The organism is Roseateles sp. (genome assembly GCF_052436255.1).
Taxonomy (GTDB): Bacteria; Pseudomonadota; Gammaproteobacteria; order Burkholderiales; family Burkholderiaceae_C; genus Pelomonas.
This window is the reverse complement of the sequence record NZ_JBQVNP010000039.1, coordinates 1-24,687: the sequence shown is the minus strand read 5'-3', so window position 1 is coordinate 24,687 and position 24,687 is coordinate 1. Positions and strand designations below refer to the sequence as shown.

The window sequence follows — 24,687 nt, the reverse complement described above, 5'->3', positions numbered from 1 at the left end:
CGTCAAATGTGAGGCGCCAGCGGCTTACAGTGGCTGATCGTTTGGATGACGCAGGAGCTCCTGCATGTCGGGCGACATTGGGAAGTTGACCGTCACGCTGCCCTTCACCGCGATGGGCTTGAGGAAGTACTTCTCGTACAGCGCGGCAAACTCGCCGGAGCGCATCATTCCGGTGATCACGCCGTCGACCAGCTTCTTGAAGGCAACGTCTCCCTTGCGCAGCATGCAGCCATAGGCCTCCTTCTGCTGCGGTACACCGACCACCTCCCAGTCCGCCGGATTCCTGGCGCGGGCGATGTTGCTGAAGAGAATGATGTCGTCCTGTGTCGCGGCCACCGCGCGCCCCGTCTCCACGGTCAGGAAGTTCTCGTTGATGTCCTTGGCCAGGATGATGTTGATGCCCCACTTGTTCTTCTCGTTGAGCTGCCGCAGCATGCGCTCCGCGGTGGTGCCCGCACTGACCACGACGTTCTTGCCGACCAGGTCGGACCAGTGCTTGATGCCGGAGTTCTTGCGCACCAGCAGCCGCGCGCCCACGACGAAGAAGGTCGTCGAGAACGACACCTGGTTCTGCCGCTCTGCGTTGTTCGTCGTCGAGCTGCACTCCAGGTCGACGGTCTGGTTGGCCACCAGCGGAATGCGCGTCTGCGGCGTGACTTCCAGGGTCTTGACCTCCAGCCGGGCGAGCTGCAGGTCCTTCTTCACCTGGGCGACCACGCGCTGCGAGATTTCCCAGGCGAAACCGGCCTGCTTGTTGTGGTCGTCCAGGTAGTTGAACGGGATCGAGGCGCCGCGCGTGGCCACGGTGATCGCCCCGGTGTCCTTGATCTTCTTGAGCGTGCCGTCCAGCGGCGATGCGGTCTGCGCGGCAACGCCGGCGCACAGCGCGAGGCCGGCGACGGCAAGGAAGGGACGAATCAAGGCAGAGTGAATGGTTGACTTGAGGGTCATCGCGGGCTCCAGTAGCGTGGATCAGAGGTTGAAACTCGTTTCGCAGGCGCTCAAGGCGCCCAGCAACTCGTCAAGCAGCGCCTGGGGGTCATCCAGGCCGATCGACAGGCGAATGACCGGGCCTTGGACGTCGCAGAAATTGCGTTTTGCGAGTTCTTCCGCGGGGTAGAACGCCGCGATGCTGCGCACGCCGCCCCAGCTCGCGCCGATCGAGAACAGCTTCAGATGCCCGAACAGTGCCCGGTAGGCGTCGTAGGGGCCGTCCACGAGCTGCAGCGACATTACGCAGCCGGACTGCTTGAAGTCACGCGCCCAGAGTGCATGGTCCGGCGCGCCGGGCAGCGCGGGAAAGAGCATCCGGCGCACCAGGCGGTGCGTCGCGAGTCGCTCGGCGATCAACTGTGCGCTGGTGGCCTGGCGCTCCATGCGCACCTGCATCGTGTCGAGACCTCGGGCGACCAGGAAGCAGTCCTCCGGGCTCACGGCCAGTCCCATCTGCGACTGCAGGCCGCGCAAGGACTTGTACAGGCCTTCGTCATTGGTCGCGATGCTGCCCATCAACACATCCGAATGGCCACCCATGTACTTGGTGCAGGCGTGAATGCACAGGTCGACCCCATGTGCCAAGGCCGCGAAGCCCAGTGGGCTGGCCCAGGTGTTGTCGATGGCCGTAAGTACACCGCGTGTGCGCGCCAAGGCGGTGATCGCCGGCACGTCTTCCACTTCCATCGTCACCGTGCCGGGAGACTCCAGCCAGATGAGGCGCGTGTTGGGACGCACGAGCCGTTCGATCTCCGCGCCAATGCGCGGCGGATAGAACTCGACCTCGATGCCGAGCGCCTGCAGCCGCTCGACGGCGAAGGACTTGGCCAGGCCGTAGGCGGCGTCGGTCATCAGCAGGTGATCACCCTTCTTTAGCAGTGCGAGCAGCGCACTGCAGATGGCTGCTTGTCCAGAAGGGAAGACGACACAGTGCGCAGCGCCGTCCAGTTCGGCGATGCGCGTCTCCAGGGCGCGCTGCGTCGGCGTGCCGGTCGTGCCATAGCTGAAGCCATCGGGCAGGCGGGTGCGGCGGTTGACGAAATCGTCGAGTGAATCGAAGACGACGGTGGAGGCACGCCACACCGGCGGGACCAGGCTGGCGAATGCGCCCCGAGGAGAGGTGTCGAGATTGGGGATGGGAGAGTTCACGATGGAAGACGGCGTTGTTCGTTGGAAGTGCGATCAATTGGCGGGTGCGGATTCGATGAGCTGCAACGCTTGCTTCATCTGGTCGACGGCCATGTTCTCGAGGTCGGTGTAGACCTTCATCTCCACCGTCAGGCGGGCGAAGGTTTCCTTGGCCGCAGCGATCTTGGCCGGGTCGTTGGTCTTGGGGTTGGCCAGTGCCGCTTCGAGGCGCTTGTACTCGCTGGTGAGAAAGGCCGGTTGTTCACCGATGGCGCGCAGGCCCGCGTTGGTCATCGAGCGGATACGCAGCACCATCTTCACGTCCGACTGCTCCATCTCGCCCTGCGCGCGCTCCAGCGCGAGCTTCGCGGCGAGCGCTTGCTGGCTGTCCGGCTTCTTGGTGGCGGCGATGGCTTGGAACTTGGCGATGTCGCCGGAAAAATCGTGTGCCCACGCAGGTGCTGCACATGCCAGGGCGGTCACTGCAAGAACTGTTTGAAGTTTCATGTCGCTTCTCCGGAAGGTGGCTGAAGACGCCAACTTTAGGACGACGGGGATAATCTGAATCGCGCTCGAAATTCTTTGTCCATAAACGGTTGTTATATGTTGCTCCGAGAAATTGAGGTGTTCCGTTCCGTGATGTCCGTGGGGTCTGCGAGCAAGGCCGCCGCGCTGCTGGGCGTCACGCAGCCCGCCATCAGCCAGTCGCTGCGCAGGCTCGAGGAAGCGGCCGGATTCCCGTTGTTTCGCCGGCTGCGAGGCCGCCTGCAGCCCACGCCCGAAGCGCAAGCCCTGCTGGTCGAGGTCGAGCGTGTCTTCGTGGGTCTGAGCAGCATCGAACACCGGATGCGCAGCCTCAAGCGCTTCGGCGTCAACACGCTGCGCATGGCGGTCTACCCGGCCTTCGGCCTGACCTTCGTCCCCCGCGTGCTGTCGCGGCTCGTGTCCGAGCGCCGCGATGCCGATGCCCGGCCCCAGATCTCGCTGCAGGTGCTCAGTTCGCGGGAGGTGCACGAAGCCGTGCTGGGGCGCCAGGTCGACTTCGGATTGATGGCCGACGAGATGCCGACGACCGGCCTGGAGCATTCCGAATTTGCGCGCTTCCCGGGCGTGGTGGTGATGCATGCGAAGCACCGGCTGACCAAGGCCAGGACGATCCAGCCGCATCAGCTCGCGGAAGAGCCGTTCCTCGCGCTCAACCCCGAGGACGCGTCCAGGCGGCGCCTGGAGCGGGCATTGGCGGAGTGCAACGTCGGTTTGAGCGTGCTGGTCGAAACCCCCTACGCAGCAAGCGTGTGCGAAATGGCCCTGAGCGGCATGGGCATCGGCTTTGTCAATCCGGTCACCGCCATGGAGTACGCCCAACGTGGACTGGTCATCCGTCCACTGTCTCTGGAAGTCTCCTTCGCGGGGGTGCTGGTACTGCCCCCGGGACAGCCGCTGTCCGGCCTCGCCTCGCGAGTGCTTCAGCTCATGCGCATGCAACTGGCCGAAGACCAGAAGGCCCTCGCAAATCTTCTCAAACCCCGCGCCAAAGCTTGACCGCCAAGCCTCAGTGACGCTTCGTTCTCGTCCCGCAGCAACGAGGCTTTTGCGCCTCGGCGGCCAGGACCCCGTAGGCCTTGGCCACTGTCTCGCTGATCGGTGCATCGGCAGGGGCGCAGGCCTCGATGGCGCACAGCAAGTGCTCGGCAACCGCCCAGTTTCGCTGTCGCAGGGCCTCCTCGTAGATCTCCAGCAAGTGCAGCTCGAGTGGCTTGGGTCTCTTCATGGGAACTCCTTCGCGCGCAGCGAAGCCGCCCGGGCCGCAGGCCCCTAGGTCGATCTTTCGCCGACGTGGGACGCATGAACATCGCTCTTGGCTCCACGCAAGCGCAAGGCGTTGGTGATGACCGAGGCCGAACTCAGGCTCATCGCCAGCGCCGCGATCATTGGCGACAGCAGCCATCCCGTGAACGGGAACAGTACGCCTGCGGCCAGCGGCACGCCAAGGGCGTTGTAGAGAAAAGCGAAACCAAGGTTCTGCTTCATGTTGGCGATGGTCTGCTCGGAGATGACGCGCGCCTGCGCGATGCCTCGCAGATCGCCCTTGACCAGTGTCACCTGGGCGCTGTTCATGGCGACATCGGTGCCGGTGCCCATCGCCACGCCGACGTCGGCCTTGGCAAGCGCGGGGGCGTCGTTGATGCCGTCACCTGCCATCGCGACGACGCGGCCCTCGCGCTGCAGCTTGTCCACCAGCGCGAGCTTGTCCGCGGGCTTGACTTCTCCGTGCACCTCGTCGATGCCCAGCTTCGCAGCGACGGCCCGGGCCGTGGTCAGCCCGTCGCCTGTGGCCATGATGACCCGCATGCCCGAGGCCTTGAGTGCGGCCAGCGCCACCATGGTGGTGGCCTTGATCGGGTCCGAGACTGCAAGCAGGCCGGCCGGCTGGCCGACCACCGCCAGGAACATGACACTCGCGCCCTCGGCTCGCATCGCCTCTGCCTGCGGCTTCAGGTCGTCGACCCGCACGCGCAGCTGTTCCATGAGCGCCGTGTTGCCGAGCGCCAGCTTCCTGCCGCCCACGCCGCCGCTCACGCCGATGCCGCTGCTGGATTCGAAACCGTCGGGCGTGTCCAGCGCCAGGTTGCGCTCGCGCGCCGCCCGCACGATGGCATCGGCCAGCGGGTGTTCGCTTCCCTGGTCCAGGCTGGCCGCAAGGCGCAGCACCTCATCTTCGGTGAAGCCTGGCGCGGGCACGGCCCGCTCGAACTGCGGCCGGCCTTCCGTGAGGGTGCCGGTCTTGTCGACGATGAGCGCATCGACCTTGCGGAAGTTCTCGATCGCCGCGGCATCGCGGAACAGCACGCCCTGCGTGGCCGCCTTGCCCGTGGCGACCATGATCGACATCGGCGTCGCGAGGCCGAGCGCACAGGGACATGCAATGATGAGCACCGCCACGGCATTGATGAGGCCGTAGACCCAGCTCGGCTGCGGTCCGAAGAATCCCCAAGCGAAGAATGTCAGCACCGCGATGCCGATGACGGTCATGACGAAGTAGCCGGCGACGTGATCGGCCATGCGTTGCATCGGCGCTCTGGAGCGTTGAGCCTGCGCGACCATTTGGACGATGCTCGCCAGAACGGTCTGCGAGCCGACCTTTTCCGACTGCATCACCAGGGCGCCGTTGGTGTTCAACGTCGCACCGATGAGCTTGTCGCCGACTCGCTTGGTCACGGGCAATGGCTCACCTGTCAGCATGGACTCGTCGACGGCGCTGCTGCCTTCGATCACCACGCCGTCCACGGGCACTTTTTCTCCCGGCCTGACGCGCAGCTTGTCTCCGACGTGCACATGGCCGATGGGGACGTCTTCCTCCGTGCCGTCGGCGCCGATCCGGCGTGCCGTCTTGGGCGCGAGACCCAGCAGAGATTTGATGGCTGCGGAGGTTTGCGAACGTGCCTTGAGCTCGAGGATCTGCCCCAGCAAGGTCAAAGAAATGATCACCGCGGCCGCTTCGAAATACACCGCCACGCGCCCCATCGAAACGAACGAGGCGGGAAATACGTGCGGCGCTACTGTGGCGACCACGCTGTAGATGAACGCGGCGGCTGTGCCCAGACCGATCAGGGTCCACATGTTCGGGCTGCGGTTCGCCACGGATTGCACCGCGCGCTCGAAGAACGGCCACCCGGCCCACAGCACGATCGGCACGGCGAGCACGAGTTCGATCCAGCTCTGCGTGCCCATCTCGAACCACTGCAGGCGGTGGCCGGCCATGGCGAGCACGGTGACGACGACGGTGAGCGGCAACGTCCAGAAAAAGCGCCGCTTGAAGTCCTTCAGTTCGGGATCTTCCCCCTCGTCGAGCGTCGGCATCTCGGGCTCCAGCGACATGCCGCACTTGGGGCAGTTGCCTGGGTGATCCTGTCGGATCTCCGGATGCATGGGGCAGGTGTAGATCGTGCCTGGAGGATCGGGTTGAGCCGGCTGCGCGGGTGCAAGCACGAGCGGCGCCGCCGACTGCGCGCCGCGCTTTGCGTACTTGTCTGGGTTGGCCTCAAACTTGGCTTTGCACCCCGCACTGCAGAAATAGACCGGCCTGCCTTCGTGCTGCAAGACGTGCGCGGACCGCGTGGTCACCGTCATCCCGCAAACGGGATCCTTCAGAATCGCATCGGTCTCAGGCGAAGGTTCTCCGGAGGCGGGCGGGTGCGCCCCGTGATGCCCCTGGTGGTGTTCATGCGGGTTGGAAGGCGTAGGGTTCATTCGAGTTCTCCAACGAAAAATTGGCTGGATGCACCCCACACGGCAGTGCATTCAGTCCGCACAGGCCAGCATGAGACCACCAGCCGATTGAGGCCGCTGTCCCGTGCGGGCGGATCACTTCGGCGGGTAGCCGGCTTCCGTCAGGGCCGCGGTCACAGACTCACGGTCCTCGGCGCTGTCGACGCGCAACGTTTTGGTCGGCAGGTCGACTTCGATCTTCGCCGTGGCGTCCAGATTCTTCACGGCCTGAGCGATCCGGCTCGCGCAGCCACCGCAGGACATCGACTGGATGACGAACTCTTGCATGAGAGACTCCTTGGTTGAAATTGATCCCAGTGTCAGGCTTGACATCGTGTGAAGGTCAAGCGACTTGCGCCAGATCCTCCAACCGTGTGGCCCCTTGCATTCAGGCTTCCACCTCGAGGACCATCATCAGGCCGCCGCCTCCGTCCTGCTCGACGTTGTTGTTGGTCGTGTGGTGCGGGATGTGGCAGTGGACCAGCCATTTTCCGGGCCGCAAGGCCTTCCATATCACGTCGTAGCGCTGACCGGGGCCGACATTGACGGTGTCGGCCTGGAAGCGCGCCGCCTCTGGCAGGACGTACCCGTCCCTTGCGACGACAGTGAACGGGCCGCCGTGAACGTGCATGGGGTGCACGAAGTTGTTGTTGCTACCCACGAACCTGAGTTTGATCGTCTCGCCGACCTTCATCTTCACCGTGTCGGTTGCGGGAAATGCCTTGCCGTTGATGGTGAAGTAGTTGGGAAGACCGCCTTCCATCAGCATGGCGGGATAGGTCAGGCCTTCGCGCTTGAGCCACTCCTGCAACTGCAACACGTACTCATGATCGGCCTTGGGGGCCTCCTGCGGGCTCTTGGGATCGATGATTAGCGCACCGTACAGACCGAAGGCCTGCTGACGATCGACATGATCGTGTGTGTGATAGAAAAAAGTCCCAGCCTGCTCGGTCGTGAACTCGTAGGTGTACGAGCCGCCGGGCTGGATCGGCTTCTGCGTGATCTTGGCGGGGCCGTCCATTTCGTTCGGCAAGATCAGGCCGTGCCAGTGCACCGTGGTGCTTTCGGGCAAGCGATTGGTCACCTTGATGCGCACGCGATCACCTTCCGTGACCCGAATCCTCGGGCCCGGAATCGTCGCATTGAACGCATAGCCTTCGACCGTCACATCCGGGAGAATGTTCCAACGGATGACGCTGGTCTCGAGATTGAAGACCTTGACCCCGTTGTCCAGCGTCGGGACCAGGTCCACGTCGCCACGGGCCTGCGCTGCGGCAGCCTGTGTGACCAGACGCGGGTGGATGGCCGACATGTCGCGCATCGCGTCGCCCGGTGTGTCCCACCCCATGATCATCGACGGGGGCATGATGGCGCCGCGCACATCCCGGTTCGACAAGCACATGTTCACGAACATCGCGGGCATCGTCATGCCGGCGAGCAGCATGAGCGTGGTCGTCATGGTCACCGCAGCCAGCTGGGGCCGCGTCACATTGGGGCGCATGCTGTGGCCATTGCGGCCACCATGTCCATCCTGGCCGGGCCGCGTGCCGTGCGCGTTGCCGGCTGGAGCGTCAGTTGGCGCCTTTTCCGGGAACGAGCCTTCTGCGCCTTCTTCATGGCCCGCGTGAGCACCATGACCGTGCCCCGTGTTGGTTGGCGTGCCGTGCCCCTCCGTAGCCACTGCGGCGATCCCATGATCGCCTTCTGCGGGCATGTCCGATCGGCCGCCGGTTGCCTTCTTGAGCTGACGTTCGGTCATCAATCCGTGCTTCATCTTGCGCGACACCATCCAGACGTTCACCGGGTAGGCCACTGCAAATCCGACGGCCACGCCCAGGGACATCACGCCCCAGAAGACGAGTTCGGTCGGATCCATGGCGCGCATGTCCCGGCCCATCATCAGCAGCGCCATCACCGGTGCCATGCCCGCCATCATCGCGTTCATGCTGATGAACTCCGGCATGAAGGACTTCTTGACGTTCTCCAGATACGTGCCGCCCATCATGTTCTTCATGAAGAGGGACTGAAAGACGAAGAGGCCGAACGCGAAGCCTGCGACGTACTCGACGATCAGGTCGACCCACATCGGAAGACCCAGCACGGCGGTTACGACGGCGGCCAGGATGATCCCGGTCGCATCGCCTGCAACGCAGTGGATCGTCGAGCCTACGCCTTGCTTCCACAGCGGTTTGACGAATTCTTCGTGCTCTCCGGGAGCTGGCTCCTTGTCTGCCATCACGTACAGCAGAAGGCCCAAAGGCCCCAGGTACAGGGTGACGAGGATGAACCCCCACTTCATCACCAGCGGCTCGGGGTTATGGCGCAACTGGTCCCATGCAACGTAGGCCGTCGACAAAGCAGCCAGTACAAACCAGACAACGAGAAAGTAGTCAATCGGCTGAACGAACATGGAGCTTGCCTTTTCAAGAGGCCGGACAAAGCGACTCGCAGGAACAGTTGGTCAGCGTCCTCGTGACTTGTCTCTTCGAGACAGACGCAAGGGGTCTGAATGCATACAGACAAGGACGCCGTCGGGCCTCTCAGACTGGCCGGTGATGGACGCGATGTCTGTCAGACGCTCGCTCTACCAGGATGCGGCGGTCATCGAGCGCCCCGTCGACGGCGCTTGGCTTTCCTCGAACCACTCAGGCGAGCTGAGCCCTGGTGTTTGTCGCCCGCGGGGTTTCTCTTCCGATGCTTCCGGCGTTGCCACACGATGACGGCCACGAAGACGACCACGCCAACGAGCCAGGCGATGAACATCGTGCCTACAACATTGGTTGGGACCCAACGCCCCGTCACGTACATGCCTACCTCCTAAGGCGAGAGCAACTCTGGGTGCATGGCGTCGTTCAATGCAGCCCCGCGATGTAGTCGGACACGGCCTTGATCTCGCGATCGTTGAGCCTGGCTGCAACGCCGCTCATGGGCACGCTGTTGAGTCGCGCCCCATCGCGAAACGCAGTCAGCTGCGCGGCGATGTATTCGGCGTGCTGCCCGCCCAATCTCGGGTACTGGATCGGGATGCCAGCACCGTTGGGACTGTGACAGCCCGCGCAGGCCGGCACATTGCGATCCCCGATGCCACCGCGATAAATCCTCTCGCCCAGTGTCACCAGGTCCCCGTCTTTCGCGAACCCTGGCTTGATAGGCTTGGAACCCAGGAACCAGGCGACGTCGCGCATTTCCTGCTCAGACAGCATCGCGGCCATGCCGCTCATGACCGGACTCTTGCGTTTGCCGGATTTGAACTCCTGCAGCTGCTTGACCAAGTACTCGGGATGCTGCTGAGCCAGCTTGGGATTGGCGGGGATGGCCGAATTTCCGTCCGCGCTGTGGCACGCGGCGCACGACTTTCCATTGAAAACGACTTCGCCGTTTGCAATGTCGGGTTTCGATTTGGCGGAGACCCTGTCGATCGACGCCGGTGCGGCAGGATCGGCCGCGAACGAAAAACCTGAAGCGAGTCCACCGAGGGTGAAGAGAAGAAGGGACGCAAACAATTTCATGAGGTGCTCAGGTTTGTGATGGGCTGGCTGCAAAGACGGTTGGAGGTCGTGTGGAGGCCGCGTCAGCCACCAGACGCTCGTGCATGCGACAGCACGCGAACGGGTGTGTCGCACCTGACGACGTTGGTCCAGACGACGTCGCCTAGCGCGACAGATGTCGCAGGATCCAGCATCACGATGTGTGCATGTCGCCGCCCCGTGGAACGATCGACCAGGATGGCGAAGCGCCGTACTGCAAGTTCATCGGCGCTGGCCGTCTTCCTGCAGTCCGTGCGCCCGCCGCGCTGGATCTCGTTGGCGCGGCCAATTTCGACAATCTCGCCCGTGCGCCAGCCGTCCTGAAAATCGCGATGCTGCCGGTAGAAATCGGCGCAGCCCGTCAGGCCGGCGGAAATCGCCACAACGAGAATCCTGTTCGCAACAGAATGCGCCATCACGATGGTGCGATGCCTCGACTTCCCCGTGTCGACGGCAGGCAACGTAGATCCCGACCTTCCGGGACTGGCCAAGGCCTGTCGACGCCCTGCTTGGCGCTGCTCAAATGGCAAAGTAAAGGCCACTGAATGTCGGGAAGCATCGCGCGGGAAATCCCGGCAGGTAGAGTGAACGCTCGGGAACCTGCCATTGGTCGCGAAGGGTGTAGCCCAGCGCTTCGATTTCCGTGATGAAGCGTTGGCGGTTGTAGACGTGCATCGGCGCAAAGCAGCCAGCGCCGGCGTTCTGCGTCGTGACGTAGTCCTCGCCGTCGTAGAGTGGGAGCTTGTTCAGCAAGACATGCCGCGGCCGCATCTCGCACCGTTGCAGCAGGTCGCCAGGACGCGCGTTCTCCAGATAGTGCAGGGAGCCTGCAGCGATCCAGATGTCGTTTCCGTTCAGCGCCTGCGCCAGGCCGTCGACGAAGCTCAGTGCACCGGCCCCGGCACTGCTGGCCATTTCCCGTCCGATGGAAGCAATAGCAGGCACTTCGACGACGCGCCAGGACAAGCCACGAGGCATGTCGAAATAGCGGCGATACGCGTAGAAGTGCACGCCCACCGAGCCGCCGATGTCGAGCACCTTGGTGGCACCGCCTCTGAACGCGCGTTCGAGCCACCACATCACGGGGTAGTCGTATGCGAACACCTTCTTCGTGCGGACATTCACGTACTCTTCCGCCAAAGCTGCGTGGTCGAATTCCGGACTGTCAGGCAGCCAATCCCGCGCTTCGGAAAAGTTGTCGAAGACGCCGAAGTAACTGCCGAACCCGGCCTCGGAAAAGAACTGCTGGCGTCGCCAGCGCCGCAACGCCGGCCGGGTGACCGGTCCCTCCAGGATCTTCCGAACGACTTGCGAAGCACTCGAGTAAGCCATTCTTTCCTCCATCCTTCGGTGGTCGCTGCCCGTTGATTTTTTACGCGCTCAGCGGGCCGATTCGATCTTCGTGACAACGATCTTGCCGTCGATCTTTTCCGCCTGGAAACGGACCTTGGCGCCCGTCTCGAGCTTGTCGAGCATGGCGTCGTCCTTGACCCCGAACACCATCGTCATGCCAGGCATGTCGAGGTTCTTGAGCGGGCCGTGCTTGATCGTGAGCTTCTTGTTGTCCTTGTCCACCTTGCGGACCTCGCCTTCGGTGAGGTCCGAGGCAGCGGCCGCGTCCGAGGCGCCGGCCGCTGGAGCCTTTTCGGACATGCCCGGCATGTCAGCCATGGATTTGGATGATTGCGCGCCGGCAGCGCCAGTGAACGAGAGTGCGGCAACGAAGGCCAAGAGTGCGATGCGGGTGTTGGTCATGAGGATCTCCTGAGATATGAATGAATTTGGAGTCCCGCCGCGTTCCGATGGAAGCCGGCGGCGGGAGCGCCTCGCTTACTTTCCGGTCTTGGTCACGTTCACGGCACCCTTCATCCCGGCGTCGTAGTGGCCGGGCTGCAGGCATGCGAAGTCGACCTTGCCGGCCTTGGTGAACTGCCAGACGATCTCGCCGGTCTTGCCCGCGGCCAGCGTCACCATGTTCGGATCGGAGTGCTCCATCTCCGGGTTCTTCTTCATGACTTCGTAGTGCTCCTTGAGCTCCTTCTCGGTCCCGATCACGAGCTCGTGCTTGAGTTGACCGGAGTTCTTGATGACGAAGCGCACGGTCTCGCCTTGCTTGACGCTGATGTTCGCCGGCGTGAAGCGCATGCTGTCGGTCATGTCGACGTTGATCGTGCGTGTCGCCTTGGTGGCCACGCCGGGCTTGCCGATCGCCTCGTCGGCATCGTGGCCGTGACCACCGGCATGGGTGCCGGATGCCGAAGCGCCGGCGGCGGCCAGGGCCACCAGTGCCGCGAGCGCCGTGTTGCGGAAGTTGTGTTTCATGGGTTTTCCTTTGAGAGTTGGAGGTTGAAACGGAGGGTGAGAAAACTAATGGCCCGAGTGGCCGCTGGCGGGCTTTCGAATCTGGACTTCGATGTTCTTGGCGGGCATGTTCTGGGCAGGCATCGCGGCTGCGCCGGCACCACGTTGGCGCGAGGTCTCAGGCGGCGGTCCATTGAATTCGTAGGCGACCGTGCCCTTCGGATGCTTGAACCAGCCGGGATTCGAGTAATCGCCGGCCTTCTGGTTTTTGCGGACCTTGACCATGCTGAACATGCCGCCCATCTCGACCGAACCGAACGGGCCTTCACCCGTCATCATTCGCGCGGTGTTGTCGGGAATGGGCATTTCCATCTCGGCCATGTCGGCCATGCCGCGCTCGCCCATGACCATGTAGTCCGGCACCAGGCTTGTGATCTGCTTGGCCACGTCCTTGTGGTCCAGGCCGATCATGGTCGGCACGTCGTGGCCCATGGCGTTCATCGTGTGATGGCTCTTGTGGCAGTGGAAGGCCCAGTCGCCTTCCTCGTCGGCCAGGAACTCGATCTGGCGCATCTGGCCGACAGCCACGTCGGTGGTCACCTCGTACTGGCGCGATGTCTTGGGCGTCGGGCCGCCGTCGGTGCCCGTGACCAGGAACTCGTGCCCGTGCAGGTGCATCGGGTGGTTGGTCATCGTGAGGTTGCCGATGCGGATGCGCACCTTGTCGTTGAGCCGCACGTTGAGCGAATCGATGCCGGGAAAGATCCGGCTGTTCCAGGACCACAGGTTGAAGTCCAGCATCGTCATGATCTTGGGCGTGGCACTGCCGGGCTCCACGTCGTAGGCGTTGAGCAGGAACACGAAGTCGCGGTCGACCTTCTCGATCAGCGGATGCTCGGCCTTGGGGTGCGTCACCCAGAAGCCCATCATGCCCATGGCCATCTGCGTCATCTCGTCCGCATGCGGGTGGTACATGAAGGTGCCGGGACGGCGCGCGACGAACTCGTAGACGAAGGTCTTGCCTGGGTTGATCGGTGGCTGGTTCAGCCCGACAACGCCGTCCATGCCGTTGGGCAGGCGCTGGCCGTGCCAGTGGATGCTGGTGTGCTCGGGCAGCTTGTTGGTCACGAAGATGCGCACGCGGTCGCCTTCCACCACCTCGATGGTCGGGCCGGGCGACTGGCCGTTGTAGCCCCACAGGTTGGCCTTGAAGCCGGGCGCCATCTCGCGCACCACGGGCTCGGCCACCAGGTGGAATTCCTTCACGCCGTTGTTCATGCGCCAGGGCAGCGTCCAGCCGTTGAGCGTGACCACGGGGTTGTAGGGGCGTCCGCTCGAGGGCATCAGCGGCGGCATGGTGTTGGGTGTGGTCTGGAGCACGGGCTCCGGCAAAGCTGCCATGGCCACCTTGCTCACGCTGGCCGCGGCGATGGCGCCCGTGATGGCACCCGCACCGCTCAGGAAATTGCGTCTGTTTGTCATGTGGTTCAATTCGGTTGGAGAACTCGGAGGGCGGGCTCAGTGCGCCGCACCCGCGGAAGCGCCTTCGCCGCCCGAGCTGGCCATCGAGGCCCCCGCGGACGTGGGCTTGCCCATCACCGACGCCGCCAGCGCGGCATCGGCCAGCCAGAACTGCTGCTGGGCATTGATCGCGTTGGTCACGCTGGCGATCTGGTCGCGCGCCTCGGCCAACAGCTCGAAAACGCCGATCAGCATCCCGTTGTAGCGAAGGACGTTCTCGTCGGCCATCGCTTGGCGCAGCGGGACGATCTCGTCGCGGTAGTGCCGCGCGATGTCGTAGGCCGTGCGGTAGGCCGAGTAGCCTTCTCTCAGCTGCGAAGAGGCGCCGCGCACGGTCGCGTCGTAGCGGTTGGCTGCGGCCAGCGACTGCGCGTTCAACATGTCGCGCTGCGCTGATCCCCAGTCGAACAGCGGCAGGCGCATGTCGAGCTCGAAGCCGCGGCGGGTGCTCTTTGTGTTTTCCGCGTTGTCGAACACCGTGTCGCGCCGACCGCCCACCTCGACGTCGATGAAGGTCGACAGCAGATTGATGCCTTGCGACTTGCCCGCCACATCCAGTTGGGCACGCGCGAGTTGGACATCCAGGCGCTGTTCGGTTGCGGTCGCCGCGACTTCCTTCGCCTCGCGAGGGGCCTTGGGCAGATCAGGCAAACGTTCGGGCAAAGCCAGCTTGGCCGCCTGTTCATCGTTCAATCCCAGCACACGAACCAGTTCTTCGCGCGCAGCGGTGGTGGCGTGCTGTGCCGAGGCGAGTTGGGTCGTCGCGTCGGCGTAGAAAACCTGTTGGCGTGCACGCTGTAGCTTGGAGAAATTCCCGATGAGCTGCATGCGGCGCGCAAGTTCGGCACTGGCCTGGGCCGACTTGTTGACCTGCTCGGCATACTTCAGCGACTGCTGTGCAGCGACTGCACGGACCCAGGCCTGTTTGACCTGCGTGACCTGGTCGACCACGGCGCCGGTCAGTTGGACTTTGGCCTGGGCTGCTTGGCTCCTGGAGATCGACAAACGCTGCGGCAACAGGATGAGGTCCACCAGTCCGAACGACAGCAGGCGTTCGAGCTCGAGCTCGCTGTTCAGGCGTGTGCGTGCGAACGAGAGGATCGGGTTCGGCAGCCTGCTGCTCTGGTTGGTCGCAGCGATGTCGCCCCAGCTCTGGGCGATCAAGGCCTGGACGGACGGGCTGTTGGCCAGCGCAAGCTGCACCGCGTCACTCTGCGACAGCGGCTTGGCGAGCAGTTCCTGCGACAGCGCGGCGCGGCGGTCGCGCTGCTCCTGGGTCCGGCTGAGTTCGAGTTTTCCACCGGTGAACTGCTGGGCATTGGTGTTTGTATCGCTCAGGGCGTCGTCGATGCTGACGGACGCGCATCCGGCGAGGACAGCCGTCGCGACGGCAATGGCTGTCAAACGAAGGGCGCGCTTCATGGCTTCTCCTTCTTCGCAGGCATGGGCATCGAATGGCCTGGCTGCGCGGCCGGCGCAGCGGCTGCGCCCTTGGGCGAATCGGCCTCGGCTGCGCTGGAGCCTGAGGCCTCCTTGGCGTAGGCCTGCCAGCCACCGCGGCGGTAGACCGTCTCGTTGGCTTCTTTCCAGGGGATGGGCTTTTCGTCGGCAAAGGGCTGATAGCCCTCGAGCGCGGACTTGTAGGTCAGGACGGTGGGCGCCGCAGCCTCAGCGGATTTCGCGGGCGCAGGCTGAGCCACCGCGACAGCGGCACTCAGGGTCGCCAACGCGCAGAACGCAGCCAAGGCGGGAAAAGCTGCCGACCAACGGGTCGGCGATGAATGGAACATGGAGTCCTCGCAAATTCATGAACGGAGTACGTCAGAGCTGCCCGAAAGGCATGACGCAGGCGATGCATGAGCGTTCGCGGCGGCCCGTGACGAGAGTCACAGGCGCACGAACGCGTTAAGCGCGAGGAGGTTTGTCGAGAACGCGCGGAGCGAGCGTGGCCACCGTGATGGCTGGCTCCGCCAAGTCGGCTTTGGGAAGGCCGTGGAAGACCGCCACGTCCATCGTGCTGGTCAGCGCGGTGGCATGGCATGCGCCGCAGGTACCGCACTTGTGCATCGCATCAGGCTCGGCACTCGCTGTCTTGGCGGTGCTGTCCTTTGTGGGAGGCTTGGCGGCCTGTACCGCCTTGTGCTCGTGATCGCCGTGCCCGTCCGCATGAGGGTGGCGGGCATGGTCGTGGGCGCCGGGCTGTGCGAGCGACACTTCGGCCGCTGCACCGGCGTGACCCGGTCCGCAAAAGACCATGGCCGCCGCCGCGTACCCCTGGAAGGGCACGGCGAACATCATGATCCAAAGGACGAACAGGCGAACCCGGTGCATGTGGCGAATTCTAAGTCGAGCGGTGTGTCAAGAAGCCTGTATGGACATCCAGTTTGTACGCAACCCTCAGGGCTGCGCTTGTGCGCGAGCCTTGCTCGCATCACCTCTGGGCGCTGGCAGAGGCGCACCGAGCCTTGCTGCGGCATCCCAGTTGGGTTGCTTCTGCGCGGCTTCCAGTTCGGCCACCACTTCGGCGCGCGACTTGGCGGCTCCGACCTTCGGTGTACTCATCGATCCCCAGCGCAGCATGCTGGCCCCGGCAGGGGTTTTCTGCGCGTCCGCGAGTTCAGCTGATACCTGAGCCTGGGATTTGGCCTGTCCCGCTTCACCCGGGTGGTAGACCACGCCGGCTTCGTTGGGCGCAAAGTGGGACGGGCCTTCCGCGTAGGCTGCAAACGGCGCAACGAATGCAGCGCCTACGCCAACGGCAAGTGCGAGCGAGAGGATTTGACGGTTCTTCATGATAGGTCTCCTTCGATGAGTTGCTCGACTTCGCGAGCTGCACTGAACGCGTCGTCATCGACCACCGAGCCGGCGATGCCAGTCAACTGGCTGGCATGCAATGACTCTAGGAAGCCACTCCGCCAATCACCCGCCACGTGGATTACAAAGAAGTAATCCACGCTCGCGACCCCGCGCCGTAGCATTCAACGATGCGAATCCTGGTCATCGAAGACGAACACAAATTGGGCGACTACCTCGTCAAGGGCCTGACTGAGAGCGGCTTCGTGGTAGACCTCGCGCGCTCCGGCCTTGAGGGGCGCAGCCTCGCCTTGGACGGCGACTACGACCTGCTGGTGCTGGACGTGATGCTGCCGGGCATCGATGGTTTCGCCGTTCTGGAGGCCCTGCGCAAATCCAAGTCGATGCCTGTGCTGATGCTTACAGCCCGAGATGAAGTGGCGGACCGCGTGCGTGGACTTCAAAGCGGTGCGGATGACTACCTTGCCAAGCCCTTCGCGTTTTCCGAACTGCTCGCCCGGATCCAGGCGCTGCTGCGCCGCGGCAAATTGCACGAGGTGTCCAACTACACGCTCAAAGACCTGAACCTCGATGTAGTGGCGCGCAAGGCGACGCGCAACGGGCTTCGCCTGGAGCTGACTGCCAAGGAGTTCGCGCTGCTGACGCTGCTCATGCGCCGCCAGGGCAATGTGCTGTCGCGCACCCAGTTGGCCGAGCAGATATGGGACATCAATTTCGACAGCGACACCAACATCGTGGAAGTGGCCATCCGGCGGCTGCGCAGCAAGATCGACGATCCTTTTGACGAGAAGCTGCTGCACACGGTACGCGGCATGGGGTACGTGCTGGAGAGCCGGCAAGGCGGCATCCCGTGAGCGCCGCCAAGACCGTGGCAGAAGGACTGAGCCCGGCCACCGACATCGTGGCAGTCCCGCCAGAGGGGCGTGCGCAGGCCGTCACGGCGCATGCGCAGGGCACTGGATCCATCCAGGCCGCACTGTCGCGCTGGTTTGCAGCCCAGGCCTTGATCGGTCTCAGCCTGGTGTGCGTGGCGATCTACGCCGTCACCGCCTGGAGCTTCCAGGTCAAGCAGGCCAGCGAGTTCGAGCGCCAGTCCGAGTTGATCAAGCACCTGATTCAGGAATCGCGCGATGACCCGGGGCGCGACGGACTGCGCCACAAGCTGGACGACTTCTTTTCGACCCACGCGGAGATCAGTCTCGTGTTGCGCAGTGGCGACGAGATCATCTATTCGTCCGCGCCGGCTCGGACCTCGGGGCGCTGGGTGTGGATGCCCATGCAGGAGCAGCCGATGCCGTCGGGCGACGCTGCAATGCAACTGCAGCTCGGCATCGACGTCCGGGAGGACGCCAAGATTCTGGCTCGGCTGGCTTGGACGCTCGTCGGGGCGGTCGTCCTCGGCTCCGCGGTCATCTCACTGACCGGCGCCTTGCTGGTGCATCGGGGGATGCAGCCATTGAAGAAGCTCGTTCAGCAGACTGCCGCGACCGGGCCAGAGCATCCGGGGCGACGCATCGATCCCGCCCCGTATGCCTCCGAGATCACGCCGTGGGTGGCGCAGTTCAATGCGGTGCTCGATCGCGCCGAACAGGCCTATCAGCAGCTGGAATCCTTCAACGCGGATGTGGCGCATGAACTTCGCACGCCGCTGGCCAACCTGATCGGGATGGTCGAAGTCGAGTTGGCCCGGCCGCGATCGATCGAGGAACTGCGCGACGCCTTGCTGTCGGCGCTGGAAGAGGCGAGACGGGTCTCCGCGATCGTGATCGACATGCTCTTCCTGTCGAAGGCAGACCGCGGCACGGTGGCGCGCCGATCTGCGCCAGTCAGTCTGGCCGACCAGGTGCGAACGGTGCTGGATTTTCACGAAGCCATGCTGGAAGACACAGGCCTTCGGGTCCACGTCAGCGGCGACGCGCGCATCGGCATCGATGCCGGGCTGGTACGCCGTGCGCTGTCGAATCTGTTGAGCAACGCGAGCCGCTATGCAACGCCCGGCTCCACGATCGCGGTGGTGATCGACACCCAGCCCGATGGAATCTGGATCAAGGTTGCCAATCGCGGTGAACCGGTCGCCGCCGAGGTGTTGCCCAATCTTTTCAAGCGGTTCTTCCGGGCAGAGCGGTCTCGCACCGACTCGTCAGAACACCATGGGCTTGGCTTGGCGATCGTGGCCGCCATCGCACGAATGCATGGCGGCCAGACCCGTGCTACATCCCGCTCGGGTGTCACCGAGATCAGCTTTTCGATAGCGCCAGAAAGTTGATGTGCGTTGCCCGGTGCGGCGCGCTTCACTGAACAAGGGGCGCCTGTGCCTCATGCGATCCCATTGCGGGGTCAGGCTGCGAGACGACTGCCAGAGATTCCCGCGAGAAATGCTGACCTGACCGGATCGGCCCGTGCTTCAATTGACGGTGTCGCGCCTTGCGCACTTCAATCCTCCGTGCCCATGTCCCTTGGTCTTGAAGTTCTCATCGGTCACTGGAAGTCCGATTCATTGAGCACCTACAACTCGTGGTTTCTGTGGGACGAACGGCTGAAGAATTTCCGATCCATCCGACGGGGCCTGGCCCAGGTAGTCAAGGACATCGATGCGGGGACCTTCGGCAGCGCGTTTCGAGGCTCCTCGCTCGAGACCGTCGTCGCGTCGGTGGCGGAGCAGCGCCAGATCTTCAAGGGCGCCGACCACGCGTTTCTCTGGAAGCCCAAGCTGCGGATCCCCGACATCTACGAGAACGCTGCCAATCAGCGTGCCTTCGCCCGGCTGCTGCATGCCTGCGACTGCTGCGACAACGCTGAGGAGGTGGTCGAGGCCATCCGCCGCATCGATGCGCATCGGATCAAGGGCCTCGGGCCAGCTGTGGCGAACCTGCTGTACTTCGTCCATCCCACGATCGTGATGCCGTTCAACACCGCGATCGTGAAAGGCTACAACGCCGTCACGGGCAGCAACGTCAAGCTCGGCAAGTGGGATCACTACCTTTCCATGCGCGAGGGCTGCCTTCGGCTGAACGAGCAGCACCGCCGGCTGCTGTCCAACGACATGGGAGCACTGGCCGGACTGCTCTTCGACATCGGCTCGGGCCGGTACACGGCGCCGCCGCGCAGCGACGACGTCGCGGCCGTTCAGGGCTGGGAGGCCGACCTCGAGAAGGTCCGTGAAGATTCAGCGGCCGCTCACAAGCGCTGGGCCGCGGACCGCGAGAGCGAGGCAACCCACACGCAAATCCAGGGATGGCTGCGCGATCTGGGCAAGTCGCTCGGCTTCGGCGTCTGGATCGCCTCGAACGACCAGGGACGCGGCTATGCGGGGGGCCGGCTCGGCGATGGTTGCCTGACGCAGCTGCCCGCCGGCGCCCAGCCCGGCTTGGACTCGGTGCGCCTGATCGACGTGATCTGGGTCGAGGCCGACGGTTCGAAGATCGCTGCAGCCTTCGAGGTGGAGCACTCGACTTCCATTTACTCAGGCATCGTGCGAATGCTGGACCTCGCGCTGGGCACCGCGCTGGGCGTCGGCGTGTCGATGTTCCTGGTGGCGCCCGATGCGCGACGCGAGGATGTCCGGCTTCAGCTACGCCGCCCGGCGTTTTCGCGCGTCGCCGAGCTCGGCATCCGTTATCTGCCTTACAGCGAACTCGGGACACATCGCGAAGCGATCGGACGATTCGGCTCGGGCTTGAAGCCGTTGAGCGAGATCTCTCACTTGCTGTGATCCAGATTCCTGCTGGCGCGGGTTGCCTACTTTCAGGAAGGGGTAAAGGGCATGTCCTCTGCAAAGCGAGACTTCGAGCAATTCGTCCAGTGGCTGCATGGGCAACCCCGGGGCATCGCCGATGACGTGAAACGCCTGGCGCACTTGGTGCTCGCCAATTTCGATGGCGTCGCACGCACCTCGAACCGTCAGTCGCAGAGAGCGGGTCTCCTGGCAGAACTCTGTCGTCGCGATCTTGCGGGTTCTCTGACCGACATGCCAGACATCGCTGCCAATGCGGCAGCACAGGATTGGGCATGGACACGACTGAATCGTTTACGAGTTGGGCCCTTCAGAGGCTTTCGCCAAGCCGAAGATTTCGATCTCAGCAGGCGTATCACCTTGATGTACGGCCCAAACGGAAGCGGCAAGAGCAGTTTCTGCGAAGCCTTGGAGTACGCGCTGCTCGGCAGTGTTGATGAAGCGGAGGCGACACGCCTTGGCGCTGACGCATATCTGGCGAATGTCCATGAGCGTCGCTTCGTCGCACCTGCGCTCAGCGCGAGGGATGCACGCGGCGAAGTCGTCAACCTGCGGCCCAACCAGGACGCGCACCGATTTCTGTTCGTGGAGAAGAACCGGATCGATTCATTCTCTCGATTGGCCTCCAGGGCGCCAGCCGAGCGCTCCGCGCTGATTGCCACGCTTTTCGGGATGGACCAGTTCAACGACTTCGTGGGGAATTTCAACGATTCCATGGATGCGAAGTTGAAACTGATGTCCGTCAAACAGAGGCAACTGGCCACCGCACGCGCCGGCCTGACCCAGGACCAGCAGACCCTGGAAAGAGAAAGAGAGGCGATCACTGCTTTGAACCTCGAAGACGCCGCCTTGGCCGCCGAGTTGCCGCCGGATCTCGGCTTCGATGCCATGCAGGCTTACATCGGGACAGAGCAGGCGCCTGGACGATTGCAAGAGCTTTCGGCGCTGATCGATCGGGTTCAACCGGCCTTGGTGGGCGTGTCGCGCGCAGTCGCTGATCGTCGTTTGACTGAGGCCACGGAAAAACAGACCGAACTTGATGCTCGTGAGGGACAGTTGCGGGGCAAGGGCGATGAAATCTCCTTCCAGGAGCTTTACACCGCCGTCTCGAAGTTGCGCAAGGTCGACAGTGCGACGTGCCCCGCGTGCGACACTCCGCTGGCTCAAGTCGCTCGCGATCCGTTCGTCAAGGCGGTCGATGGTCTCGCCCAACTTCGCGAACTGGCAGAACTGCAAACCGCGCGAAATGCGGCGCGCACGACACGCGACACAGCTTCCGAAGCGCTGCGCGCAGTGGTCGACAGACTGCGGAGGTTCGAGGACGAAGAGTTGGGCGACGCAGCTCCCGCGCGAGCACCCCTACAAATCGAAATTGCCAGCCCTTGGTGGACTGCGTTGCAGGAGCCAGCCGACGGCGGCGCGACGCAATTCGAGAAGCTCTGCACAGCAGCGGATCGAGCCGAGTTGCGCGATGCCGAGACGAGGACCGCCGCGGACGAGCGTGCACAGCGAATCCGCGAGCGCGACAAGTTGCAAGGTCTAAAGGAACGCGCCGTGGCCCAGGCTTCCAGGCGACAACAACTTACGCTCCTAGTCGACACGGCACGCGCGCGCGTGGCTGCGTTCGACGGGCAGAACGCGGCACTCATCGAGGAGGCTGAGGCGGAAAGAATCGAGATCGAACTCGATATGCGCATTGGCGTGGCCTACGACGCATTTCTTCGATTGCTCAGGCAATACCGTGACGGCTTGCCGGCGCAACTGATGGCGGGGCTGAACGAATCGGCGATGGCGCTCTACAACGACTTTAATCGGCAGGACCGCAACGAGGACAAGCTTGCCGCATTGTTCCTGCCGACATCGAACGCCATGCGCATTCAGGTTGCCTTCCGAGGCAGCCCCGAGCGGCGGCATGACGCGCTGCAGGTGCTCAGCGAAGGGCACATTCGGTGCCTTGGATTGGCCGTGCTGATGGCCAAGGCGACCGCCATTGGCGCACCGCTGATCGTCTTCGACGATGCGATCAACGCCATTGACACCGAGCATCGTCAAGGGATCCGGGAAACCATCTTCGATGCACAGCGCTTCGCCGACACGCAACTCATCGTGACCTGTCACAGCCAAGAGTTCATCAAGGACATCCAAAATCACCTGCTGCCGGCTCACCGCAACGATCTGCAAGTGTATGGAATCCGTCCCCACGGAGGCGACTACCACCCTGTGATCCATGCCGATCCGCAGATTCGCAGCTATCTCGTGGAAGCCCGGGCGGCCATCAACGGCATGAACGATCGCGGCGCCCTCGCTGCGTCCCGCCAAGCGTTGGAGATGCTCAGCGGCCGAGTCTGGAAATGGTTGATCAACCACGACCATGGCAACCTGTCTATTTCCATGCGCCGACCGGGTGCGGAGCCAGAGCTGCGGAACCTGTGCGAGCAGCTTCTCAGCAAAGCCAGGGCAGCCGGATTCGCGCATCAGGACAAAGCGGAAGTGATCGAATGCCTCCGGACGCTTCTTGCCGCCAACGCTCACGTCTGGACTTACCTGAACAAGGGAACGCACGAGGAAGAGGATCGCGAGGACTTCGAGCCCGGAGTTGTCGAACTGGTGGTCGGCACGCTTGAACGTCTCGATGCTCTTGTGCTGGGAAGAGCCGTGGCACCCCAACCTGTGCCCGCGGCACCCGCCGCCGGCGCCTGAAAGCCATGTGATCCAACGCACCCTGCAGATGACATAACTGTAATCTGCGCGTGCGGCAACTCGCGGACCCGCGGCCTAAAGTTGGCACATCGGAAAGACAAGTCACAGCGCTGTTCATTTCCGGAAATGCCAACCCTCTGACCGCCAAAGGACCGATCATGAAGACTTCCATCAAGACCTCCCTGACCCTCGCCGCATTGCTCAGCGCGATCGCAGGACCCGCACTGGCCGGCAACTATGCCGAAGGCGATCCTCGCCCGGCGCCGCTAACGTCGAGCACCAGCCGCGCGGCAGTGGCTTCGGACACGCAGCGCTGGCTGCAAAGCTCGGTGGACCAGGGCTACCCCGAAGGCAATCCGCGCGCTGTCGTGAGCGTGTCTTCCAACACCCGTGCGACGGTCCAGGCGGACACGCTGGCCTGGATGCGTTCGGGTCTGGCCGCCGCCACCAACGGCGAAGCAGGTGCGGACACGACTCGACCTGCCTATCGACAAGCCGCTGCCGAGTACGCACGCCTGCGCGGCGAGCAGCCGGAGTTCGGCACGCCGGCGCAACGCCTCACCCAGCAGGGCCAGTTGCCGGACGCACCCGCGACCATGCGCCGCTGAGCGACCTGGCCGTCGAGCGACGGCCAGGCGACTGAGCGCCGATCACGACGCGATCGTCCACCGCAAGCCGCACATGTCACCGCGGCTTGCCCCGTTTCCTGAGCAACAGGCCTAGAATTCGCGGAAGCACTTTTCAAAGCACCGACTCCATTCGCAGCGTTCCACGCATCCCTCCATGCCGATCACCGCAACCCTTCCCACACGGCTCGCCGGCGAATCACGCGGTGAGAAGGTGGTCGTGTCGGTGTTGCCGGAAGTGCAGCGATGACACGCGGACTCGTGCGGATGGTGGCCCGCGCACTGATCGGCCTCCTGCTGTTCTCGCAGTTGGCGATTGCTGCCTACGCCTGCCCCTCGCTCTCCGCGGGTCTGGCGGGTGGTTCGCCCACCGAGATGTCGATGGCACAAGACGCTGTCGCTGCAACAGACGACTCCCGAGACTCAGCCATGCAAGGATCGCCCTGTGCGGACATGGTGGGCGCGACAGACACGGCATCCGGCAACCTGTGTGCGGAGCACTGCAAGTACGGGCAGCAAAGCGACCATGCCTCCACGCTGACGATCCCCGCAGTGTTGCTGTCGTCTCTCTACCCCATGACCCCCTGGGTGCCTGAGACGGCATCCCCGCCGCGCTCTGCAGCGGCTTCCTTGAGTGCACTGGTTGCGGCATCTCCGCCGCACGCCATCCTGCACTGCGTCTACCGAACTTGATCGCCTGATCGACCTTGCGCCGACGGCCCGTTGTGGGCCGGTACGGCGCACCGGTCGTGCCTTGCCGTATTCGTCGAGCAACGCTCGACGTACCGGCGCGGCCCGACAACCTACTCGCAGGTTCGTCAGGAGATTCCATGTTCCCCATTCCTTTTCCGGCTGCGCCGATCGTGCGATCCGCGCGACGCCCCGTTCGTCTTTGGGCTGTGGCGTTGGCGCTGTGCGCGAGCACCCTCGGCCTGAGCGCCCATGCACAGCAGACGCTTTCCCTCGATGCTGCGCTGCGGCTCGCCGAGGAGCGCTCGAGGCAACTCGTCGCGCAGGACGCGGCCGCCGGTGCTGCACGAGCCATGGCGGTCGCTGCCGGGCAACTGCCCGACCC

Annotated in this window: 24 protein-coding genes and 1 pseudogene; 8 read left to right on the top strand and 17 right to left on the bottom strand. The window is 63.8% G+C overall.

Annotated features, from left to right (window positions below; translation table 11 throughout):
- Positions 1–24: 24 nt before the first annotated feature.
- The 3 genes from ACT6S0_RS11440 to ACT6S0_RS11430 are packed head-to-tail and all read right to left on the bottom strand — an operon-like array spanning position 25 to position 2,628.
- Positions 25–951, bottom strand: coding sequence for a transporter substrate-binding domain-containing protein (locus ACT6S0_RS11440; protein ID WP_119554490.1), 927 nt, complete (start codon positions 949–951; stop codon positions 25–27).
- A gap of 21 nt (positions 952–972) precedes the next feature.
- The gene (locus ACT6S0_RS11435; RefSeq protein ID WP_119554492.1) at positions 973–2,142 is read right to left on the bottom strand and encodes a trans-sulfuration enzyme family protein; all 1,170 of its coding nucleotides are present in this window, start codon (positions 2,140–2,142) and stop codon (positions 973–975) included.
- A 33-nt stretch (positions 2,143–2,175) separates the two neighbouring features.
- Positions 2,176–2,628: a hypothetical protein gene (locus ACT6S0_RS11430; RefSeq protein WP_147400449.1), complete on the bottom strand. Its 453-nt coding sequence runs from the start codon at positions 2,626–2,628 to the stop codon at positions 2,176–2,178.
- 96 nt (positions 2,629–2,724) lie between these two features.
- On the opposite strand from ACT6S0_RS11430, the gene ACT6S0_RS11425 reads away from it, so the two are divergent.
- Positions 2,725–3,663 (top strand): LysR substrate-binding domain-containing protein, encoded by a 939-nt coding sequence (locus tag ACT6S0_RS11425; RefSeq protein WP_119554496.1) that lies wholly within the window; start codon positions 2,725–2,727, stop codon positions 3,661–3,663.
- Between the two features lie 10 nt (positions 3,664–3,673).
- On the opposite strand, the gene ACT6S0_RS11420 is transcribed toward ACT6S0_RS11425, so the two are convergent.
- From ACT6S0_RS11420 to ACT6S0_RS11355, 14 genes are all read right to left on the bottom strand, one after another.
- Positions 3,674–3,892: a hypothetical protein gene (locus tag ACT6S0_RS11420; protein ID WP_119554498.1), complete on the bottom strand. Its 219-nt coding sequence runs from the start codon at positions 3,890–3,892 to the stop codon at positions 3,674–3,676.
- A 44-nt stretch (positions 3,893–3,936) separates the two neighbouring features.
- Positions 3,937–6,372, bottom strand: a complete 2,436-nt coding sequence (locus tag ACT6S0_RS11415) for a heavy metal translocating P-type ATPase (RefSeq protein WP_444763990.1) — start codon at positions 6,370–6,372, stop codon at positions 3,937–3,939.
- Between the two features lie 114 nt (positions 6,373–6,486).
- Complete coding sequence (locus tag ACT6S0_RS11410; RefSeq protein WP_119554502.1) at positions 6,487–6,678, bottom strand: heavy-metal-associated domain-containing protein; 192 nt, start codon at positions 6,676–6,678, stop codon at positions 6,487–6,489.
- Between the two features lie 100 nt (positions 6,679–6,778).
- Positions 6,779–8,800 carry a DUF4396 domain-containing protein gene (locus ACT6S0_RS11405; protein WP_444763989.1) on the bottom strand — a complete coding sequence of 674 codons (2,022 nt, stop codon included), beginning with the start codon at positions 8,798–8,800 and terminating at the stop codon, positions 6,779–6,781.
- 442 nt (positions 8,801–9,242) lie between these two features.
- The gene (locus ACT6S0_RS11400) at positions 9,243–9,899 is read right to left on the bottom strand and encodes a c-type cytochrome (RefSeq protein ID WP_119554506.1); all 657 of its coding nucleotides are present in this window, start codon (positions 9,897–9,899) and stop codon (positions 9,243–9,245) included.
- Positions 9,900–9,961: 62 nt separating this feature from the next.
- Positions 9,962–10,378, bottom strand: a complete 417-nt coding sequence (locus ACT6S0_RS11395; RefSeq protein ID WP_119554508.1) for a hypothetical protein — start codon at positions 10,376–10,378, stop codon at positions 9,962–9,964.
- Positions 10,379–10,436: 58 nt separating this feature from the next.
- Positions 10,437–11,249, bottom strand: coding sequence for a methyltransferase, TIGR04325 family (locus tag ACT6S0_RS11390; protein WP_167481218.1), 813 nt, complete (start codon positions 11,247–11,249; stop codon positions 10,437–10,439).
- 48 nt (positions 11,250–11,297) lie between these two features.
- A complete protein-coding gene (locus ACT6S0_RS11385) occupies positions 11,298–11,672 on the bottom strand; it encodes a copper-binding protein (RefSeq protein WP_205736731.1) in 375 nt (124 codons plus the stop codon).
- A gap of 75 nt (positions 11,673–11,747) precedes the next feature.
- The gene (locus ACT6S0_RS11380) at positions 11,748–12,239 is read right to left on the bottom strand and encodes a cupredoxin domain-containing protein (RefSeq protein ID WP_119554512.1); all 492 of its coding nucleotides are present in this window, start codon (positions 12,237–12,239) and stop codon (positions 11,748–11,750) included.
- 45 nt (positions 12,240–12,284) lie between these two features.
- Positions 12,285–13,700 (bottom strand): multicopper oxidase family protein, encoded by a 1,416-nt coding sequence (locus tag ACT6S0_RS11375; protein ID WP_119554514.1) that lies wholly within the window; start codon positions 13,698–13,700, stop codon positions 12,285–12,287.
- A 36-nt stretch (positions 13,701–13,736) separates the two neighbouring features.
- On the bottom strand, positions 13,737–15,161 hold the full coding sequence (locus tag ACT6S0_RS11370; RefSeq protein WP_119554516.1) for a TolC family protein: 1,425 nt from the start codon (positions 15,159–15,161) through the stop codon (positions 13,737–13,739).
- Complete coding sequence (locus ACT6S0_RS11365; RefSeq protein WP_119554518.1) at positions 15,158–15,529, bottom strand: hypothetical protein; 372 nt, start codon at positions 15,527–15,529, stop codon at positions 15,158–15,160. Before ACT6S0_RS11365 ends, ACT6S0_RS11370 begins: the two co-directional genes overlap by 4 nt.
- A gap of 115 nt (positions 15,530–15,644) precedes the next feature.
- Complete coding sequence (locus tag ACT6S0_RS11360; protein WP_286185780.1) at positions 15,645–16,070, bottom strand: hypothetical protein; 426 nt, start codon at positions 16,068–16,070, stop codon at positions 15,645–15,647.
- Positions 16,071–16,136: 66 nt separating this feature from the next.
- On the bottom strand, positions 16,137–16,532 hold the full coding sequence (locus ACT6S0_RS11355; RefSeq protein ID WP_147400452.1) for a hypothetical protein: 396 nt from the start codon (positions 16,530–16,532) through the stop codon (positions 16,137–16,139).
- 191 nt (positions 16,533–16,723) lie between these two features.
- Here ACT6S0_RS11355 and ACT6S0_RS11350 point away from each other — a divergent pair, with 191 nt between their 5' ends.
- The 7 genes and pseudogenes from ACT6S0_RS11350 to ACT6S0_RS11320 form a co-directional block, all read left to right on the top strand.
- Positions 16,724–17,407 (top strand): heavy metal response regulator transcription factor, encoded by a 684-nt coding sequence (locus ACT6S0_RS11350; protein ID WP_119554524.1) that lies wholly within the window; start codon positions 16,724–16,726, stop codon positions 17,405–17,407.
- On the top strand, positions 17,404–18,819 hold the full coding sequence (locus ACT6S0_RS11345; RefSeq protein ID WP_286185781.1) for a heavy metal sensor histidine kinase: 1,416 nt from the start codon (positions 17,404–17,406) through the stop codon (positions 18,817–18,819). The genes ACT6S0_RS11350 and ACT6S0_RS11345 overlap by 4 nt, the downstream gene beginning before the upstream one ends.
- A gap of 183 nt (positions 18,820–19,002) precedes the next feature.
- Positions 19,003–20,265: a type II restriction endonuclease gene (locus ACT6S0_RS11340; protein WP_119554526.1), complete on the top strand. Its 1,263-nt coding sequence runs from the start codon at positions 19,003–19,005 to the stop codon at positions 20,263–20,265.
- A gap of 51 nt (positions 20,266–20,316) precedes the next feature.
- Positions 20,317–22,986, top strand: a complete 2,670-nt coding sequence (locus tag ACT6S0_RS11335) for an AAA family ATPase (protein WP_119554528.1) — start codon at positions 20,317–20,319, stop codon at positions 22,984–22,986.
- A gap of 158 nt (positions 22,987–23,144) precedes the next feature.
- Positions 23,145–23,594 (top strand): hypothetical protein, encoded by a 450-nt coding sequence (locus ACT6S0_RS11330; protein WP_119554530.1) that lies wholly within the window; start codon positions 23,145–23,147, stop codon positions 23,592–23,594.
- 264 nt (positions 23,595–23,858) lie between these two features.
- Entirely contained in the window at positions 23,859–24,305 is a 447-nt protein-coding gene (locus ACT6S0_RS11325; protein ID WP_119554532.1) for a hypothetical protein, read from the top strand.
- A gap of 137 nt (positions 24,306–24,442) precedes the next feature.
- Positions 24,443–24,687 (top strand): annotated as a pseudogene (locus tag ACT6S0_RS11320) (hypothetical protein); the annotation flags it as partial.